At 69.3% G+C, this 19,907-nt stretch carries 11 protein-coding genes; 8 read left to right on the top strand and 3 right to left on the bottom strand.

The genetic code is table 11. The annotated features are described in order from the left end of the window. Positions 1 to 1,263: trypsin-like serine peptidase (locus HNV26_RS26370; RefSeq protein ID WP_171452896.1), on the bottom strand; the 1,263-nt coding region annotated here is incomplete at its 3' end. Between the two features lie 295 nt (positions 1,264 to 1,558). Between HNV26_RS26370 and HNV26_RS26365 the strand changes: the two genes are divergently transcribed. Further along, positions 1,559 to 6,913, top strand: a complete 5,355-nt coding sequence (locus tag HNV26_RS26365; RefSeq protein WP_171452895.1) for a GspE/PulE/PilB domain-containing protein — start codon at positions 1,559 to 1,561, stop codon at positions 6,911 to 6,913. A gap of 87 nt (positions 6,914 to 7,000) precedes the next feature. On the opposite strand, the gene HNV26_RS26360 is transcribed toward HNV26_RS26365, so the two are convergent. Then, positions 7,001 to 9,793 carry a vitamin B12-dependent ribonucleotide reductase gene (locus HNV26_RS26360; RefSeq protein ID WP_171443821.1) on the bottom strand — a complete coding sequence of 931 codons (2,793 nt, stop codon included), beginning with the start codon at positions 9,791 to 9,793 and terminating at the stop codon, positions 7,001 to 7,003. Between the two features lie 603 nt (positions 9,794 to 10,396). On the opposite strand from HNV26_RS26360, the gene HNV26_RS26355 reads away from it, so the two are divergent. From HNV26_RS26355 to HNV26_RS26325, 7 genes are all read left to right on the top strand, one after another. After that, entirely contained in the window at positions 10,397 to 10,738 is a 342-nt protein-coding gene (locus tag HNV26_RS26355; protein WP_140862204.1) for a (2Fe-2S) ferredoxin domain-containing protein, read from the top strand. A gap of 154 nt (positions 10,739 to 10,892) precedes the next feature. After that, positions 10,893 to 12,692 (top strand): glycosyl hydrolase family 18 protein, encoded by a 1,800-nt coding sequence (locus HNV26_RS26350; RefSeq protein ID WP_171443822.1) that lies wholly within the window; start codon positions 10,893 to 10,895, stop codon positions 12,690 to 12,692. A gap of 86 nt (positions 12,693 to 12,778) precedes the next feature. Further along, complete coding sequence (locus tag HNV26_RS26345) at positions 12,779 to 14,020, top strand: hypothetical protein (protein WP_171443823.1); 1,242 nt, start codon at positions 12,779 to 12,781, stop codon at positions 14,018 to 14,020. Positions 14,021 to 14,115: 95 nt separating this feature from the next. Next, positions 14,116 to 14,607: an RNA polymerase sigma factor gene (locus tag HNV26_RS26340; protein WP_171443843.1), complete on the top strand. Its 492-nt coding sequence runs from the start codon at positions 14,116 to 14,118 to the stop codon at positions 14,605 to 14,607. Then, positions 14,604 to 15,476, top strand: coding sequence for a tetratricopeptide repeat protein (locus tag HNV26_RS26335; RefSeq protein WP_171443824.1), 873 nt, complete (start codon positions 14,604 to 14,606; stop codon positions 15,474 to 15,476). Before HNV26_RS26340 ends, HNV26_RS26335 begins: the two co-directional genes overlap by 4 nt. Next, positions 15,473 to 16,705 (top strand): DUF7305 domain-containing protein, encoded by a 1,233-nt coding sequence (locus HNV26_RS26330; protein WP_171443825.1) that lies wholly within the window; start codon positions 15,473 to 15,475, stop codon positions 16,703 to 16,705. The genes HNV26_RS26335 and HNV26_RS26330 overlap by 4 nt, the downstream gene beginning before the upstream one ends. Before the next feature lie 207 nt (positions 16,706 to 16,912). Then, entirely contained in the window at positions 16,913 to 18,193 is a 1,281-nt protein-coding gene (locus HNV26_RS26325; RefSeq protein ID WP_253817053.1) for a hypothetical protein, read from the top strand. Between the two features lie 153 nt (positions 18,194 to 18,346). Here the strand turns inward: HNV26_RS26325 and HNV26_RS26320 are convergent, their stop codons facing one another. Next, the gene (locus HNV26_RS26320) at positions 18,347 to 19,840 is read right to left on the bottom strand and encodes a hypothetical protein (protein ID WP_171443827.1); all 1,494 of its coding nucleotides are present in this window, start codon (positions 19,838 to 19,840) and stop codon (positions 18,347 to 18,349) included. Positions 19,841 to 19,907 lie beyond the last annotated feature (67 nt).

Raw genomic sequence — 19,907 nt, 5'->3', positions numbered from 1 at the left:
CGGTGGCTCACCGTTGCCGCCGGGGTTGGGGCAGTCGGCGGCGGGCAGCGCGCACTGGGGCAGGCTGGTGCCCAGGTGGCTGATGACCGCTTCGATGGGCACGCCGCGGTTGGGGCAGTTGGCGCAGTGGTGCAGGGCCACCACCAGGTTGTCCGAATGGCCGATGACGGGCGAGCCGGAGGAGCCGCCCTGCGTGTCCGCGTAGTAGCCGATGTCGTTGGGGCCACCGGACTGGCAGGAGGCCTCGTTGCGGCTGTAGATCTCCGCGAAGCCGGACTCGTCCTGGGCATGCGTGGAGCGCACGGCGATCTTCTTGCCGTGGCCGGCCGGGTGCTGCGGCAGGTAGATGCGCTCGTTCACCACGGCGCCGGACGAGCGCAGCTGGAGGTAGCCGTAGGTGTTCACCGGGTTCTGGGACAATTGGATGAGCGCGTAGTCACGCGGCGCGTCCACCTTCACCAGCGTGCCGCCCGGGATGACGTTGCCCGGACAGCCGAACCAGCTCGCGCAGCTCGTCGAACAGCTCGCGCCTTCCGCCATGAACTCGTACTGGGTGTTCTGCGCTTCGCTCGCCGTACCGACGCAGTGCTGGTTGGTCATCAGGTGGCCCTGGCTGCCCACGAGCCAGCCCGTGCACGCACCGGAGCCGTTGATGAGCAGGCGCGCCACTGGGCGAGCGCGGCCGTAGATGGTGGGGTCGCTGGATGCGTAGCAGGGCGCCCACTGCGTGTCGTCCGGGCCGCACAGCGCCTTGTCGTTCGACACGCCCATCTCCTCGTTGGTGTAGCCCCGGGCATACCGGTCGATGGAATAGCCGTGCCTGTTGAGGATGCCGCGGCGGCTGACGCTGTCGCGGCTGTGCAGTTCGATGATGGCCGTCTCGCCGGCGATGTGGATGGCCCAGAAGCCACTGCGCGCACCCGGGTGCGAGTTGTCGTAGCGCCACGACCGGGAGTTGTCCGGCGAGCGCACCACGACGAAGTCGCCATCCTCCAGGTCGAGCCGCTCGAAGTGGGGCGCGATGTACGCCGCGCCAGCGTGGGTGATGACGTCCGTGTGGATGGGGCCGTTGGAGGCGCGAATCTGCGTGGTGGCGTAGGGGTGGGCCGTCTCGAAGCGACGGAAGACGTCCTCGCCCACCTTCGTGAGCCGCTGTGACGACGAGGAAACTTCTTCCTGCTGGCAGACCTCATCGGAGGCCAGCGCCGCCGGCGCCCCCGAGACCAGCGCCGTGACAAGACATGCGAGTGGGATGCGTTTCATCGATTCTCCTGGGAGTGAAGCCTTGGCGGGTTTGACTGCACTCCCAGTTATATCCTGAGAAACTGGCAATTCCTTGTGATTGCCATGGGTTCTGTGGCTGGGACGCTGTGGTTGGAGATTTTCCGTTTCACGGTGAGTGTTGATTTGCCGCGGCGGCGTGGGGCTTGGGCCAGGACCTTGGTTTCACTCGGCGCAGGTGCCTGTGGCGCCGGTCGTGCGGCTTGGTTGGCATGCAGCGGCCACGGCGAGGGAGGGGCGTCTCAGTCGCTGAGAAGGCGTCTAGAATCGGCCGGACATGGCCGAAAAGCTCGGAGCGATCCTGGTCCGCAAGGGCCTCATCACGCAGGCGCAGCTCGACGAAGCCCTCCGGGCCCAGCTCATCTATGGCGGACGGTTGGGCTCCAACCTTGTCGAGCTGGACATCCTCGACATCGACACCCTGGCCATGGTGCTGGGGGAGATGTGCCGATACCCGGTGGCGCAGGAAGCGGACTTCGTGGCGGCACCGGACGCGGTGCTGCAACTGCTTCCCGCGGCGATGGCGGAGAAGCACCAGGCCTTCCCGCTGGAGCAGGAAGGCCGGCGGCTCAAGGTGGCCATGGCCAGCCCGCTGGAAATCGAGCACGCGGATGCGCTGGGGTTCATCACCGGCCTGCGCATCGTTCCGTACGTCACGCCGGAGCTGCGGCTGTTCCAGTTCCAGGAGCTTCGCTACGGCATCAAGCGCGAGGCGCGTTTCATCCAGATGGCCTCGACGAAGCGTCCGCAGCGGACCGCGGCCGTGGCGCTCCCTTCGATGCCCGCCGCGCTGAGCACGACGCCTCCGCCTCCCGCGCCCGTGAGAGCGGAGCCCGAGGCGGAAGGGATGTTCGGTGGGCTCGCTCCCGGGCAGTACTTGAGCGGCGATGACCCGGACACCGAGCCCGAGGATTCGGGCGCGGTCCGGTGGGCGCCGGCCGTGTCGGGGAGCTCGCAGCCGTTGGACCCGCGGCCGTCGTCCGCGCCTCCGGTGGCGATGGTTGAGCTCGGGGAGGACGGGGGGAGGCGGGCGGCGACGCCCGAGGTGCCCGTGCCTCCAACGCTGACGCCAGTTGGCGGGGGGGCGCGGCCTGTCTCGCCGCCGCGACTCACGCCGACGGAGACGCCGCGCGTCGTCGCGCCGCCTCCGTTCGCGCTGGAGCCGGCGCCCGCGGAGGAGATTGACCTCCTGGAGGAAGGGGAGGTGCTGGAGGAGGGCGAGGTCGTCGAGGACGTGGCGGCTGTTCCCGAGGACTTCGATGGGGGTGTTCCCTCGCCCGGAGTGGCCGTGGCCTCGGCCATGCCGGTGGCTCCGCAGGGGACCGGTGGAGGGACGCAGCCGCCTGGGTTGGCGTCGCGGCAGGGGGGGCCGACTCGGCCTCCGTTTCCTCCGATGGGCGCCGCTTCTTCGGAGCCCGGGGCGCCGGCTCGGGGGGCTTCGGGGGTGGGCGAGGGCATGGGTGTTCCTCCTGGGATGCTCGCGCGGCCATCGGCGCATCCGGGCGCTCCCGTGCCTCCGGGGATGATGGGGGCTCGGCCTCCGTCGTCGCCTGGGCTTCAGTCGGTGGCGGGACCGCCGGGCATGGTGGGGGCGCCGCCTGGACCGGGGGCGTCGATGCCGCCGGAGCGCGCCGGGGGGCGTCCGCCGTCCGCGATGGGACTGCCTGCGGTGCATGGCGCGCCGGGCGTGGGGACTGCTGGTCCGCAGGTTCCTCCGGGGATGCTGGGCGCATCGCCGTCGGCCGCGCCCGGAGGAATGGCTGTTCCACCAGGGATGATGGCGGTACGTCCTCAGTCCGCGACGGGATTGCCCGCGGTGCCAGGGCCACACGGTCGGGTGCCGCCAGGCATGGCGGGCGCACGGCCTCCGTCCATGACGGGTGTACCGGCGGTGCCGGGGCCTCACGGGCCGGTGCCTCCGGGGAGGATGGGCGCACAGCCTCCAGCGATGGTTGGGGCGGGTGCTCCGGTGCCTCCAGGAATGATGGGGCCTCGGCCTCCGTCTGCGACGGGACTGCCGGCGGTGTCGGGACCTCCTGGCATGGCGGGTGGCGCGCCTGGACCTGCTGTGCCAGTTCCGCCTGGGAAGATGGGACATCGTCCGCCGTCCGCGACGGGCTTGCCCGCCGTGCCGGGGCCTCATGGGCCGGTGCCTGCGGGGACGATGGGAGCACGGCCTCCGCCCGCGCCCGGGCCACACGGGCCGGTCCCTCCCGGGGTGATGGGACATCGTCCGCCGTCCGCGACGGGCCTGCCCGCGGTGCCAGGGCCTCATGGGCCGGTGTCACCGGGAATGGTGGGAGCACGCCCCTCGTCGTCGGGCCTGCCTGCGATGCCCGGGCCTCATGGGGGGCCGGTGTCACCGGGAATGATGGGAGCACGGCCTCCGCCCGCGCCAGGATTGTCAGGGGCGCATGGGCCGGTGCCGGCGGGGATGATGGGGGCACGGCCGCCCCCTGCGCCGGGCCTGCCAGTGCCTCACGGGCCGGTGCCTCCGGGGATGATGGGCGCGCGACCACCGTCGTCGCCGGGACTACCTGCGGTGCCGGAGGCTCGCGGGGCGATGCCACCCGGAATGACGGGCGCACCGCCTTCGTCCGTGCACAGGGGGCCCCATGCCCCCGTGGCTCTCGGAGCATTGTCTCCAGAGATGACAGCAGGGGCTCGGGCCGTCGTCGGGCCGGGGAGGCCCCGTCCTCACTCGCCTCACGGGCAGATGCCTCCGGGCGCATTGCCCGTACCTACGGCCGCGGGGGGGCCGCCTGTGGCCCTGCAGGGCGCACCCGCGCCGGGCATGGCGCGGAGCCCGTCGAGCGGACCGCCCGCGCAGGTGTCCCCGACGCCGCCTTCAGGCGTGGTCGCTGCGCATCCAGCGGGCATGCCGTCGCAGCTCCCCAAGGGGATGCCGCCTCCCGTGTCCCTGGGGGATGCACGGCCTGTGGACGCGGACATGCCAGTCCCTGGCAATGCCGCCGCGGAAGCGCCAAGGACCGATGAGCCAGCCGAGGCGCCTCCAGCGGAAGCACGCGTTGTCCCGTCCTCGGCTGCCGCGGATGGAACGGAACCGCCGCTCCGCCTCGAGCAAGACCTGGGGGCTTCGGTACCACCGAGCGGTGTTCCCTCGGCGCCGGACTTCGATTCAAGCCCGATGCCGGTTCCTCCCGGAATGTCGCCCGCGGTTCATCGCGGGCACGGCGTCTCGGCTGCTCCCTTCGCGACTGAAGGACGAGAGTCCCCGGACGAGCGCGGCTTTGACGTGGAGGCCGTTGCCGTCACGGCTCCCGACGTGGTGTCGGCGCCCCCTGTCGCGACCGAAGATGCGTCGGCGGTGGATGTGGAGGTGTCTCCCGAGACGCCAGACCGCACGGATGCCACGGCCATGGTGGAGCCGGTCATTGCCACCGACGCCGCAGTTGGGCCGCAGGCAGTAGACGATGCCGCTGTGGTGACGGCAGCGGACGTCCGTGTGGAGCCGGGGGAGGAGCCGTCGTCCAGCCTCATTCACGACGAACCGAACGCAGATGCAGAGGCCTCGGCAGCAGGCGCGGCCATCGCTGAGTCGGAAGCTGCCCGTGTTGCGAGTCCAGACGCTGAATTGGCACGGCCGGACGACTCCGTTGGGCCAGGTGCGAACGTCGATGCATCGGCCGCAAGGTTCGTTACGGCCCAGCCGAATGCCCCCGGTGTGGCAAGCGCGAGCGTTGATACTCCCGCCGCAACCACCGAGGCCAACTCGGCCAATGAAGGTGTTGCCGTTGCTGAACCGGCCTTGGGACAGCCAGCCAGCCAGGCGGCGACGGTCTCGTCTGACACGGAGATTGCTGCCGCCGCCGTCCTCGTGTCGTCCACGAACGTGGAAGGCTCCGTGGTTCCTGTGCCGGGCGTTGACGCTCGTCCGGCCGCAGAAGTGGCGTCGACCTCCGACCTGACGGATGCGTCAGCTCCAGGGCCGGATGCTGGGACCTCACAGAGCGCGTCCGCCTCTCCAGTTGAGTCGCCGAACGCTGACGCTTTGAGCGCGCCGGGCTCGACGTCGTCCGATGATGTCGCGTCCGCGGATTCGATTCCCGAACCGGAAGGGACTGCGCAACCTCCCAATGTGGAAGCGCTGCCGGGGGCCTCGCAGGTCCACTCCGGTCCAGTCCTCGCGGGAGCATCCGCGGAGGCCGCGTCGCCGTTGGCTTCCACGACGCCAGCCGAGCCCGTCATCGTGGCCGATGCCATTGGCCATTCCACGGCGCCATCCGCTGCAACCGAAACGCTGGCTGGCACGGAGCCTTCCGAAACCACAGCGGCGACCTCGGAACTCACGCGCGATTCATCCTCACCGGCCACGCAGGTGCCAGTCGCGGTCAGCCCGTCTGCGGAGACGACTCCGACTGCCACCGTAGACGCTCCAGCCGCCGTAACGCCGAGCGATGCGCCTGACGGCTCCGCGGAGGCGGCTGCGGCAACCACAGAAACCGAGCCAACTCCGTCCATCGAGTCCGCTCCCGCCGCCATGCCATCCTCGGGCGAAGGGGCCGCGCTGCCCTTCGGCGAGGTGACGCAGCCATTCGGCCTCAAGTTGGACCTGGCGGCCATCGACAGCGAGTCCGACCCGACGGCGGAGGATGCTTCAACAGGCCAGCACGCGGAGACGCCAGCGCAGGACACCCCGGCGCCGCGCAAGGCACGCGGCTTCGTCGTCGCGGAGCATGGCGAACTGCTCACCACCCCCGCTGTCCCCGTGGCCAGCCTCGACGCCACGGCGCCCGCCGCGCATGGCGGCGCTCCCGCGCCCTTCGCCGAGGCACCCGAGTTCACGACTCGACCCGTCGCCCCCATGCCCCGGGCGCCCATTGAGCTGGATGACCTGTCCGGCGCATCCGACGAGCCGATGCAGCTCGCTTCGACGTGGGAGTTCGTGGGCTGGCAGGGCGGCGATGACACGGGCCGCATTGGCCACGTCCCGGAGACGACCTGGGCGGACCGCGGTGTGGACCTCGACGGCCCGGCCATATCGCCCGCGGCGACCGAAGTGCCTCTGGCCTCGGCGTGGGACTTCATCCAGCATCCCTGGCAGCCCTCGGCGGCGGAGCCTTCGGATGTCATCACCACGCTCCTGGCCGCGGCGGCCAGCGCGGCCACGGAGGTGCCCGTGGGTGGCCCTTCCGTGACGGCGGAGCACGTGCTGTCGGCGCTCGACGTCGTGAGTACCCAGGGGGTGCTCGGCAGGGTGGTGCTGGCGTACTGCGCGGGCCGCTTCCAGCGCGCCTTCCTCCTGGGAGAGAGCCTCGGCCTCGCGCGGGTGGGGCATGCTTGGGGGCCGGGCAGCGACAGCGCGGCGGTCGCCCAGCTCAAGGTCGACCTCGAAGCGCCGTCCCTGCTGCACACCGCGATGACGTCCGCGGGTGCCAGCGTCTTCAGCGCACCGGCCTGTTCCCAGGACGAGGCCATCTTCGCCGCGCTGGGCGGGGAGGACGCTTCGCACCTGGCCGTCATCGCCATCCGGAGCCGGGGCCAGGCGGTGGCGTTCATCGTCGCGGACCACGGCGCGGAGCCCATCGCCGCGCCCGCGCTCGATGAACTCACCCGCATCGCGCAGAAGGCCTCCGAGGCCTTCTCCCGTCTCCCCACCCGGAGCGCCTGAGCGCGAGCCGGAGGAGGGGAGACGCAAGAAGGGCTCCGGAGCCAGGTGCTCCGGAGCCCTCTTCACTTCAAGAACGGCGCGTCGCGCTCAACTGCAGCCGCTGGTCGCGCCGCAGTTGCTGCATTTGTAGCAGGCACCGCTGCGCACCATGATGGCGCCGCAGGTGTGGCACGGCGGAGCATCCGCCTGATTCAGCCAGGTGGACCGCTTCGAGGCGTTGGCGTCGGACCGCTGCACCGAAGCCGTCTGCGCGGGCAGGGCTTCCCGCTTCGGCTGAACGTCCACCCGGTCCAGCACCGCGTCCTCTTCCTCGCTCGGCAGGAACTTCAGCTCCAGCCAGCGGAAGATGTAGTCGGTGATGGACTTGGCGATGGGGATGTCCGGGTTGCCTGTGAAGCCGCTGGGCTCGAAGCGGGTGTGGCTGAGCTTGTCGACCAGCACCTTCAACGGCACGCCGTACTGGAGCGCCAGTGACACGCTGGTGGCGAAGCTGTCCATCAGCCCGCTCACCACCGAGCCTTCCTTCGCCATGACGATGAACAGCTCACCCGGCAGGCCGTCCTCGTACATGCCCACCGTCAGGTAGCCCTCGTGGCCGCCGATGGAGAACTTGTGCGTGATGGAGCGGCGCTCGTCCGGCAGGCGCCGGCGGACCGCGCGGGGCTCCGGCTGGATGGCGGGGACGGGCTCGGGGGCCACGGTGGCCTTGGCGGCGCGCGTGTCCTTCACCGTCTCCTTCGACGTGTTCAGCGGCTGCGTCCGCTTGCACCCGTCGCGGTACACGGCGATGGCCTTGAGGCCGCGCTTCCACGCCTCCATGTACGCCTTCTCGATGTCCTCCACCGTCGCGTCCGACGGCATGTTCACCGTCTTGGAGATGGCGCCGGAGAGGAACGGCTGGCAGGCCTCCATCATCTGGATGTGGCCCATCCAGTGGATGCTGCGCTCGCCCTGGGCCGGCTTGAAGGCGCAGTCGAACACCGGGAGGTGCTCGGGCTTCAGGTGCGGCGCGCCCTCGATGGTGTCCTGCTTGTCCAGGTAGCTGATGATGTCCTGGGACTGCGTCTGCGGGTAGCCCAGCTTCTCCAGCGCCAGCGGCACCGTCTGGTTGACGATCTTCAGCATGCCGCCGCCCACCAGCTTCTTGTACTTGATGAGCGCGATGTCCGGCTCGATGCCGGTGGTGTCGCAGTCCATCATGAAGCCAATGGTCCCCGTGGGGGCCAGCACCGTCACCTGGCTGTTGCGGAAGCCGTGTTCCTCACCCAGCGCGAGCGCGCGGTCCCACGCGTCCTTCTGCGCGGCGAACAGGCCCTGGCTCACGCCCTCCGGGGCGATCAGGTACGCGGCCTTGCGGTGCTTGCGGATGACGCCCAGCATCGGCTCCGCGTTCTTCGCGTAGCCAGCGAAGGGGCCCTGCTTCTCCGCCAGGCGGGCGCTCATCGCGTAGGCCTCGCCGCACATCAGCGAGGTAATCGCGCCCGCGTAGTTGCGGCCCGCGGGCGAGTCATACGGCAGGCCGGACGCCATCAGCAGCGCGCCCAGGTTGGCGTAGCCCAGGCCCAGCGGCCGGTAGTCGTGGCTGTTCTTCTCGATGCGCTCGGTGGGGTAGCGCGAGTTGCCGACGATGATCTCCTGCGCCATCAGCAGGATGTCGACCGCATGGCGGAACGCCGTCACGTCGAAGTCGCCGTCGATGGTGCGGAAGTGCATCAGGTTCAGGGACGCCAGGTTGCAGGCCGAGTCGTCCAGGAACATGTACTCCGAGCACGGATTGGACGCGTTGATGCGCGCCGTCGTCGAACACGTGTGCCAGCTGTTCACCGTGGTGTCGAACTGCATTCCCGGGTCGCCGCACAGGTGCGCGGCCTCGGAGATCTCCCGGAACAGCTCGCGCGCCTGATAGGTGTCCAGCGGCTGGCCATCGCGCACCGACCGCGTCGTCCAGGTGGCGTCATCCACCACCGCCTTCATGAACGCGTCGGTGACGCGCACCGAGTTGTTCGAGTTCTGGAAGAACACCGACGAGTACGCCTCGCCGTTGAAGGACGGGTCGTAGCCGGCCTCGATGAGCGCCCAGGCCTTCTTCTCCTCGCTCGACTTGCAGCGGATGAACTCGAGGATGTCCGGGTGCTCGGCGTTGAGGATGACCATCTTCGCCGCGCGGCGCGTCTTGCCGCCGCTCTTGATGACACCGGCGAAGGCGTCGAAGCCGCGCATGAACGACACCGGGCCGGAAGCGGTGCCACCGCCCGCCAGCAGCTCCTTGCTGCCGCGGATGGTGGACAGGTTGCTGCCCGTGCCGCTGCCGTACTTGAAGAGCATGCCCTCCGTGCGCGCCAGCGTGAGGATGGAGTCCATGTTGTCCTCCACGCTGTTGATGAAGCACGCGGAGCACTGGGGCTGCGCCTCCACGCCAACGTTGAACCACACGGGCGAGTTGAAGGACGCCTTCTGGCGCAGCAGCAGGTGCGTCAGCTCCGCGTGGAATGCCTCGCGGTCCGCGTCTCGCGTGAAGTAGCCACCTTCCACACCCCACTGGGTGAGGGTGTCCACCACACGCGCCACCAGCTTGCGCACGCTCGTCTCACGCTCCGGCGTGCCCGGCGTGCCGCGGAAGTACTTCGACGCCACGACGTTCGTCGCCAGCATCGACCAGGACTTCGGCACCTCGATGTTCTTCTGCTCGAAGACGGCCTTGCCATCCTCGCCGGTGATGCTGGCGCTGCGGTATTCCCACGCCAGTTCATCCGCGGGATCCACGCCGGGTGTCGTGAAGAAGCGCTCCACCGTCAATCCCGTCGCCGCCACGCGCGCCTTGCGCCCGCCGCGCCGCTCCTTCCCGGTCACCGTGGACTTCGAGCTCAGCTCTTTATCCATGTCGCCACCCTCCGCGAGTTCACTGCGAGTTCTGGTGCAAAATTTGCAAAACGCTAACGTCGCGAGATCCCGATGGTTCCGATGGATCAGCCCGACGCGAAACGCGGGTGACATCAGAGGGGATTCGCGACGACGAAGCAGGGGCGCGCCCGGCCCCTCGGCTGTTCTTGGGAGATGCCCGCCAGACTGCCGGACGAGGCCATGGATAGACGCCTGTAGCACCTCCGTCAAAGATTCTATCGATACAACAAATGGTATCCGTCAAAATCATACCCACCACGAATTGTGTACAGTCGTGAAGTGGGGTCCGGTGTCTGCCTGCCTGCCCTGCTGCTACTGCGTTCAGCGCGCGCGCCCGATCTAGAGGGCCGCGCCTGCTCTGGCAACACATGCTTTGCAGTGCCTGAATCCAGATGGCGAGCCATGTATCGTCACTTCGAGCCAAGCGAGCGTGATCACTGGGAGACGTTTGCTGTGAGTCTGTGCACGACTCGGGCGGGGGCAACCGTGCTGATCCGCAAGGGGTGGTGGATCAGCGCCGTTGGCGGTCCGTTGGTGAACGCGGCCATCGATTTTGGGCCGGACGCGCGTTAGGAGGCGGACATGGCTCCTCCCTACCAGCGCCACGTCTTCGTCTGCACCAACCGCCGCCCGGACGGAAATCCCAAGGGGTGTTGCGCCTCCAAGGGCGCGGAGGAGGTCCGCGCCGCGTTCAAGGCGGAGCTCGACAAGCGGGGCCTCAAGGGGAGCATGCGCGCCAACGCGGCGGGATGCCTGGACACGTGTAGCTTCGGTGTCGCCGTCGTCGTCTATCCGGAAGGCACCTGGTATGGCGGCGTCAAGGTGGAGGACGTGAAGGACATCGTCGAGCAGCACCTGATGGAAGGCCGCCCCGTGGAGCGCCTGCTGATGCCCTTCTCCCGCAAGGCCGTCACCTCGGGCTGAAGCGAGCTTCTCGGCATTAACCCGAATTCGTCGACGCCTGCCTCTGTCTGCGTGAACCCGCAGACGAGCCGCGTGGAACCTCTGTCGAGAAGCCCGGGCGCCCTTGCACCGGGCTTGGGCTCGGCATGTGTCCAGCGCGGTGAGGAGCACATGCATGCGTCGCAGTTGGTGGGCCTCTGGCCTGATCGCCACCGCCTTGTCCGTGGCTGGCTGTGATTCCCAAGTGCCGTCGTCTCACGTCCGGGACATGACGGCGTTCCACGATGCGGCCCTGGCCGCGGAGTGGGCCGTGGGCGTCGCGTACTCGGTGGGGACGCGCGTCACGTATGAAGGGCGCCTCTACGAGTGTCGCCAGCCGCACACGTCCCAGGCGGACTGGACGCCGGTGGCGGTGGCCGCGCTGTGGTTGGACCTGGGGCCCGCGGGTGGGGGTGAGCCGGACGCGGGCAGCGGCGGAACGGACGCGGGCACGGGCGGGGACGTCACGGCGCCCACCGTGGGCTTGAGTGCCAGTGCCTCGCGCATCAGCGCCGCGGGGGCGTTGAGCCTGACGGCCACGGCGACGGATGACGTGGGCGTGACGCGCGTGGAGATTCTGGAGAACGGTACCGTCGTCGCCACCGGCTCGCAGTTCAGCCGGGTCTTCAGCGGTTGGGAGCAGAACGGCACGTATGTCTACGCGGTGCGCGCCCATGACGCCGCGGGCAACGTGGGGACCACCACGCTCACCGTCGTCGTGGAGATTCCGGGTGGCCCGCCGCCGGGAGGAAAGCGCATCGTCGGCTACTTCACCGCGTGGGGTATCTACGCGCGCAACTACCACGTGTCCAACGTGCCGCCGTCCAAGCTCACGCACATCAACTACGCGTTCTCCAACATCTCCGGGGACGGACGCTGCATCCTCGGCGACCCGTTCGCGGACATCGACAAGAGCGGCGGCTGGCCGGGGGAATGGGACCCTGGTCAGCTGCGCGGCAACTTCCGCGCGTTCAAGGAGATGAAGCGGCAGCACCCGCACCTGAAGCTGCTCATCTCCGTGGGCGGCTGGTCCTGGTCCACGCACTTCTCCACCGTGGCGTCCTCGCCTGCCTCGCGCGCGGCCTTCGTGAAGTCCTGCGTGGACCTCTACATCCGTGGCCAGTACCCCGGTGTGGACCCCGTCAACGGCGAGGGCGTGTTCGACGGCATCGACATCGACTGGGAGTACCCGGTCGGCGGCGGCCTGCCAGGCAACAGCAACAGCCCCGCTGACAAACAGAACTACACGCTGCTGATGCAGGAGTTCCGCAGTCAGCTCAACGCCGTCACCACGCAGACGGGCAAGCCGTACCTGCTCACCATCGCCACGGGCGCGTCACCGGACCTGCTGGAGAACAAGCAGGAGACGAAGAAGCTCTCCGACGTGCTCGATTGGATCAACGTGATGTCCTACGACTACCACGGGGCCTTCGAGAGCACGGTGAACTTCCACTCGGCGCTCCATCGCGTCACGGGGGATCCGGGCGCGGCCACGGGCTTCTACACGGATGGCTCGGTGTCGAAGATGCTGGCGCTGGGCGTTCCGCCCGCGAAGATTGTCGTCGGCGTGCCCTTCTACGGCAGGGGTTGGGGCGGCGTGCCCAACACGAACAACGGCCTGTTCCAGAGCGGCGTGCCCACGCGCGGCACCTGGGATGACGGCTCGTCGGGCCTGACGGGTGTGTTCGACTTCAAGGACATCAAAGCCAAATACGAGCGTGCCGGTTCCGGTTACACGAAGTTCTTCCACCCGGAGGCGAAGGAGGCCTACGTCTACAACCCTGCCACGGGCATCTGGATTGGGTATGACGACGTGCAGAGCATCAACGCCAAGGCGGACTACATCCTGAACAAGAACCTGGGCGGCGCGATGTTCTGGGAGTTGAGCGGTGATGACGGCTCGCTGCTCGATGCGCTGGCACGGAAGCTGCGCTGAGTTTCTGACAGGCATTGTCAGCGTCTCGTGAAGCCATACGCCGGGGGACTTCTGTTCCCCGGCGTCATGGCGTTAGGGTTTGCCGCATGTCCTTCGCGGCAGCCGTCCTGCTGGTGGCGCTCTCCAGCTCTTCCGTGGCCGCCGAGCCGTGGACCGCCGTCGTCCGGGTGGTGTCAGACGAGGACACCGCCTTGCTCGTGCGAGTGCGGGGGCAGAGCAGCGACCTGCCCGTGCGTCTCGTGGTCTCGTCCGGAGCGCCGCTCGGAGCGTCTCGCGAGGGCCCATGGCTCGCGGCGGAGCGGCTGGCCGGGCGCCATCAGGCCCGCGCTGTCCTCTGGTTCGTGCGAGAGGGCAGCGACGTTCGCGTCCAGGTGGCCGAGTTCGACAGCCGGCGTCTGTTCTCCCGGGCCGCGCGGATGGGGCCGTCGCCAGGCTCCCTGGAATGGTCCACGGGGGCGGAGGCGCTGGCGCTGGCTGCTCGCTCCGCACTGCGCGCGGTGGAGGCCGGCGCGCCGCTGGGGGACGTGGTGGAGTTGGCGCCGCCGCGACATGCGCCGAACGGCGAGGGGACTGACACCGTGGCGGGGCATCGCATCGAGGATGCGGCCTCCAGTGATGGGACCACGCCGCGGACGCCCTCGACCAAGGGCGCCGACGTTGCGCTCGCGGAGGAAGGGGGCTCGGCTTCCGTGCGGGAAGGCGTGACGTCACCTCGCGAGGGCCCGCGGCCCGCCTTGGCCGAGGCGCACCCAGCGCGCCAGACGTGGCTCACGTTGGGGGGCCATGCCGCGCTGGACGGGTACACGCGCACGGGCCACCAGGGCGTGGTGGTGGGCGTGGGATTGCAGCCGGGCCGGTGGCGGCTGCGGGCGCAAGTCCTGGCGAGTGTGCCGGCCCGGCTTCGCGATGCCCGGACGGAGTTGACGCTGGGGCAGCACGCGGCGTCGGTGTGGGCGGGGCTGCCCTGGGCGGCGGCGGAGCGACTGGACGTGGAGGCGGGGCTCGGCGCGGGCGTGGTGGTCTTCACCCGCCGGACGCAAGCGCTGACGGAGGAGGTGCAGGCTGCGCCTCCGGGCACGATGTTGGCTCTGCTCCTGGGCCCCGAGCTCCGGGCCCGCTGGTGGATGGGGGCGCGTGTCGGCCTGGAGGCGAGCATGGCCGCGGAGCTCCTCCTGGGACGGCCCGAGCTTCGCTACGCCATCGACGGAAACTTCGTTTCACGCGGTGCGGGTTGGGCCGTTCGCCCCCGGCTGGGGTTGGCGATGGTGGTTTTTCTGTGCGCGCCGATGACCCGATGGGCCCGGTGCCGTCCTCCATGGCGACAATGAGGAGCTCGGGCTCACACGCAGCGGAACCACGTCGTGCGGCGGAAGACCCTCGCATCCAGGCCGCCATCCAGGGCGAGCGAGAGGCAACCGGCGCTTTGTTGATGGAGCTGCTTCCCCGGGTTCGCAATCTCGTGCGCTACCTGGTCCGCGGGGATGTGGACGTGGAGGACATCGCCCAGGAGGCACTCATCGCCCTGGTGCGGGGGCTGCCGTCGTACCGCGCTGAAGGCCGCTTCCAGTCCTGGGCGGACCGGGTGGTGGCGCGGACGACGTTCGCATGGCTGAAGCGCTCCCGAGGCCGGGGGGCCCAACACGCGGATGCGCCGGTGGAGCTGGTCGCGGTTCCCTCCGAGGATGCCCTGCCGGACGAGTATGTCCATCGCCGTCACATGGTGACACTCCTGGATCGGCTTTCGAATGAGCAGCGGCATGCACTGGTGTTGCACCACGTGCTGGAGTTGAGCGTGCCGGAGATTTCGACGGAGCTGGGTATCCCCTTCGAGACGGTGCGCAGCCGGCTCCGCTTGGGGCGGACGGCGCTGCGCTCGCTGGCGGCGGAGGGCGACGGAGGGGAGGAGCGGGGATGAGTGACTTCAGGGAAGAGGGGGATGACGCCCTGAATGCGCTGCTCCTGCCCTTGGACGAAGGCGCGGGGCCGGCCCGACGCATCTCCCGGGAACGGTCGGCCCGGATGGTGCTGACCGCGTTGGAGGCAGGCGCGTTGGTGGCGCCGCCCGCGCCCCGGCCACGCGGCAAGCGGCCTCCCGTGTGGTTGATGGCGGGAGCGCTCCTCGTCGCGGGCGCCGCCGCGGCCGCGGTCTGGAGCTTCACACGCCCGAGCCGGGCGTCGACGTCGCAGGTGGAGTCGTCCGCGCACACGAGGCCCCTGCGGTTGGGCACGGCGTCACCACTGCGCGGCAGCGGTGCGGTTGACGCGGCCCCCTCGCGGTCGGATGCCGTGTCAGACGAGGCTCCTCCCGAAATGCCGGTGGTGCCTGCCGCGTCCATCGCTGATGCCGGCGGAGCGGCTGACCCGGTGCGTCCGCGCGCGCCACCAGCCTCCGTGAAGTCGGCTGCTCCGGAAGACCTCTTGCTCAAGGCCAATGGGCTCCGTTCCGAGGGGCGGTGGAAGGAGGCCGAGGCGCTCTACCTGCGCGTCATCCGCGCCGAGCCCTCATCGCTCGCGTCATACGTCGCGCGCGTCGCCTCGGGCTCGCTTCGGCTGGAGCACCTGGGGGACGCGCGAGGCGCCCTGCGTCAGTTCAAGGCGGCGCTTCGCATCCAGCCGCGCGGTGTGCTCGACCAGGAGGCGCAGCACGGCATCGCCGAAGCGCACCGTGTTCTCGGCAACCGGGACGCGGAGCGCAGCGCGCTGGAGTCGTTCCTCTCCACCCATCCGGATTCGCCGCTCGTGCCGTCAGCTCGCGCGCGCGTTCGGGAACTCACCGCGCCATGAACAGGCGATGGACGTTGGCGGTGCTCCTGGCGGCGTCGATGGGACGCTGCACCCGCGGCGACCTGGTGGCCACCGTCCAGTCGCCGGACGCAGGACACGTGGGCTCCTCGGTGGATGCCGGTGGGCTCGATGGCGGTGAGCCGCCTGCCGACTGGGAGGCGTACTGCGCGGGGCGCGGGCCTCCCATCGTCGTGGGTGATGCCGATACCGATTCGCAGGTGTGTAGTGGACGTCTGGCGGAGCAGACCTTCCGTCACGCGCTGTGCACCTGCGAGGGGCTCGCCCTGGGCGCGCCCTTCGAAACGGACGCCTTTCACGGCACCTCGGGGCGGTATCAGCCAGGGGGCGCGGGGGGCGATGTCGGGGTGAATGGCGCGCTATCGGCCAATGACGCGGTGTCGGTGGGAGGCTCGTTGAGGATTGGCGGTGCGGGCGGCGCCCAGCTCGGGCAGACGTTCCGCGTGGGTGAGGCGTTGCACTGCGGTGGTCCGCTGACCGGCAACCCAGTCTCGGCCACCGTCGCGGGAGACGCCCGCGTACGCGGTGACGTCGCGTTGCCCGCCTTCAGCGTCGGCGGCGTGCTCAGGGTTCCAGCGGGCCACGTCCTGGGGCCGGTGGACGCGGCCGAGGTCCGCCGCGAGCCCGTGGACCCAGTCATTCCCTGTGCGTGTGATGCGGCGTCCCAGGTGGATGTCTCCGGGCTCATCGCCCGGCACGTGGTTGACAATGACAACGCGGCCATCGGCCTCGACGCCACGGCGATGGAGGGCATCGAAGGCGAACGCGCGCTGGAGCTGCCGTGTGGTCGCTTCCACCTGACGCGCATCACCGGCACCGGCCGCGCCACGCTGAGGATTCGCGCGCGCACGGCGCTCTTCGTCGAGGACGTCGTCGACCTGGGCGAAGGACTGTCCGTAGACGTTCAGGCGCCTGGCGCGCTGGACCTGTTCCTCGGGGGCGCCGTCGCGGTGGCGGGACCGCTCTCGTTGGGGTCCACCGCCACGCCTTCTCGCGTGCGAGTGTACGTCGCGGGCTCGAACGTGCTGGCGCTGTCAGCGGGCAGCATCCTCGCGGGCAATCTCTATGCGCCCCGCGCCGTACTCAGCCTGAGCGGGGGCGCCGAGGTCTTCGGTTCCGTGTTCGTCCGTCAAGTCGAGGCTTCCGGCCCGCTCCGATTGCACTACGACGCAGACATCCGCGATGCGGGCGCCGAGTGCACAGGCGATTGAGGTGCACGCCACCAGCCCGGCGTATCCGTGCCAAACCTCCGTCGTTTGTGCGAAGGCCCTGAGCCCCGGAGTCCCGCGTCGCGCGCGCAGGGGCGGCGGCTCGATGCTCCTGTTCACCGCATTATCCGGACTGCACCCCCCGGGTGGCTGGTGACGTGCGTGTAGGTCTCCAGCTTTGCGCCGTTGTTCGCGAAGGGGAGGCTGCACATGAAGCGGGAAGTGAAGGCCGGCATCGCCGGACTGCTGTTCGGGTCCATGCTGGTCGGCTGCGGGGTGGCGCCGGACCAGGAAGCGCAGGGCGAAGTGGAGGAGATGACGGCGGAGGCGACGTCGAGCGCCGAGACCGGGCTCGATGAACACCATGGCTACTCGACGCCCGTCGCGGTGGCGCGTTACGGCCCCGCGGTCGCGTACGGTGACGGCAAGTACTTCGCGGTCTGGACGGACGTGCGGACCGGCGGCATCTACGGCACCCGGGTGAAGCCGGACGGCACCGTGCTCGACCCGGAGGGCATCCGCATCAACATCGGTGACGACAATGGGGTTCGGCCCGCCATCGCCTTCAACGGGAAGTACTTCTTCGTCGTCTGGGAGAGCCGCGATGGTGTCGACGGGGTGCGGGTGAAGCCGGACGGCACCGTGGTGGGGCCGGTGTTCCGCGCCATCCAGACGGATGAGTCCTTTGGCCCGGTGCGCGTGGCCTGCTCTCCGAAGATCTGCCTGGTGACGTACACCATCTCCGGTGACGAAGAGACGGTCATCTTCTTCACGCGGGTGACGAAGGATGGCGTCGTCCTCTCGACGGCCGACCGCACGCTCAGCGCCTTCCCCAACTTCGCGTACGACGCGTCGTCGACCTGGAACAACAGCAAGAAGGAGTTCCTGGTCGTCTGGTCCGACGAGCACGGCCAAGGCCCGGAGCACGCGGACATCTACGGCAACAGGGTGAAGGAGAACGGCACCATCCTCGACGGCACCGGCTTCCCCATCTCCCAGGCGGAGGGCGCCCAGTCGACACCTGACGTGGAGTGGACGGGCAAGAACTACCAGGTGGTCTGGTCCGATGACCGGAATGGGAACCCGGATATCTACGGCACGCGTGTCAGCGGGCATGGCACGGTGAAGGCCCCCGACGGCATCCCCATCTCCACTGCCGCGGGCGCGCAGACCGAACCGCGAATCGCCCACCACAACAACAAGTCCCTGGTCGTCTGGGACGACAGGCGCGACGGCCCGCACAGCGTCTGGGGGGCGCGGTGGGGCGAGGATGGGGATGTGTGGGACCCCTCGGGCTTCCCCATCTCCACCGGGGACCAGCCCCAGGAGTACCTGCCGGATGTCGCCTACGGGGGCGGCAAGTTCTTCGTTGTCTACGCGGGCCAGGAGACGTTCGACCCCTTCGAACCGCACTTCATCCTGGGCACGCGGGTGACGCACCAGGCCGCGTTGAAGGACGTGCCCGCCCTGCCGCTCATCCACGAACGCTGATGCATTGATGACGACTGTCTCGCCCGTGGTCGGTCACCGCGCGGACTGCTGCTGAGGGGCCGTGTGCCTTACGGTGCCTCGCCGCGTGCGAGGCTGAATTTCCTGGACGCACGGGCTGGCGCATGCGCGCTGGCCCGGGCCTTGCGCGCGGACTCAGTGGTTCAGGCCGAGCTCGCGGTTCTCCAGCGACGTCAGCCGGGCGGAGTCGTACACGCTCCGGAGGGCGGGGTTGGAGATGCTCTCCCCGAAGAGCTGATGGAACGGAATGGCATCCTGCGGATCATCCGGCTTCTTCTTGAGCGCCTCCGTCACCCAGTTCTGAATCTGGTCGATGGTGAGGTCCTGCAACTGGCCCAGCCCCGGGATGCTCGAGGTGGGGAGCAGGTCCTTGAGCTTGAAGATCAGCCCCGCCATACCCTCGACGGCCTCGTTGCGCTTGTTCAGCTCCTCGACGGAGAGGAGGAAGCCTCCCTCGATGGCGCCTACGAGGCTGCCCATGGACCGTGCCAGGCGCTGCGCATCCTGCGACGGCGGATTGGCGCGCGCCTCCGCCTCCAACTGCGCCTGCATGTCACCCAGCTTCGAGGTGATGAACGAGTGGAACGCCTCCTGGCCCTCGAAGGAAGGCTCGGTGAAGAGCGTCCGGGTGAAGAACTCGGACAGCTTGCCCGCGCCCGCGCTTCCAATGGAGCCCGAGGCGTCGCTCGCCGCGGCGAGAATCGCGTCCGCGTGCTGTGTGAAGAAGCGCGCCGCCGCCGCGCGGGATTCGGGGTTGTCTCCCAGGTGCCCGATGCTGTCCATGAACAGCTTGATGGACTCCGGCGTGGCGGGCTGGATGGCGCTGGCCGCGTCCAGCAGCTTTCCAAGCGCCTCCGTGCCGCCGCCGATGATGGGGTCGTTGATGTTCTTGAGGACGTGGCCCAGGGCGTCCGGGTTGTTCTTCAGGAACTCCTGGAGCTTGTCCGGCGGCAGGCCCGCCAGCGCCGTGGCGATGGCCACGGCGCGCGCCGGGTCCGCCGGGTTGCTGGCCGTCATGATTTCCAGTTCGCGCTGCGCGTAGGCGGTGATGAGCTCCGGGTTGCCCGTGCCGGCGATGACCTTCGCCAGCGTCTCGTGCGTCTCACCGCCCCAGGAGCCCGCGCCATGGGAACCGACGGCCGCCGTCAATTCGTCGAGCGTGACGGCGCCCGACCGGTAGGCCGCGTCGAGGGCAGCGGAGAGCACCGGCAGATCCTCTTCGCGGGCCTTGTCGAGCAGTTGTCCCGCCGCGGGCCCGTATTGGAAGAGGCGATCCATGAAGGCCGCTTGCTGCGCCGGGTCGGGATGGGCCTTCAGCCAGTTCGTGAGATACGACGGGTCCTGCCGGTTGGTGGCGTCCACCAGCGCCTGCTCCGCAGACGCCTGCTGCTCGGGCGTCAGCGCCGGTGTCGCCACCGCGTTCGTGTTGAGGGCCGCCACGGTGTTTCCGAGGGCACCCTGCGCGCGTCCACGCGGAGCAGTACCCTGGAAGGCGTCCGCGTTTCGCTGCGTCTGGTATTTGACTGAGGACGTCGTCGCCGTGGGCGTACGGGCCTGGGTCGGCTCCGCGTCCTTCTGGAGATTCGAGCCGAGCTTCGAGGGAGCGCGCCGGTCGATTCGGGGAGACATACACACACCTTTCGCGGGAACGACATGAATGTCGGAGGCACCGGGATTGTCGGCCCTGACGCGAACA

Source organism: Myxococcus xanthus (assembly GCF_013116825.1).
Classification (GTDB): Bacteria; Myxococcota; Myxococcia; order Myxococcales; family Myxococcaceae; genus Myxococcus; species Myxococcus xanthus_B.
This window is presented reverse-complemented; position numbering and strand designations above follow the sequence as displayed.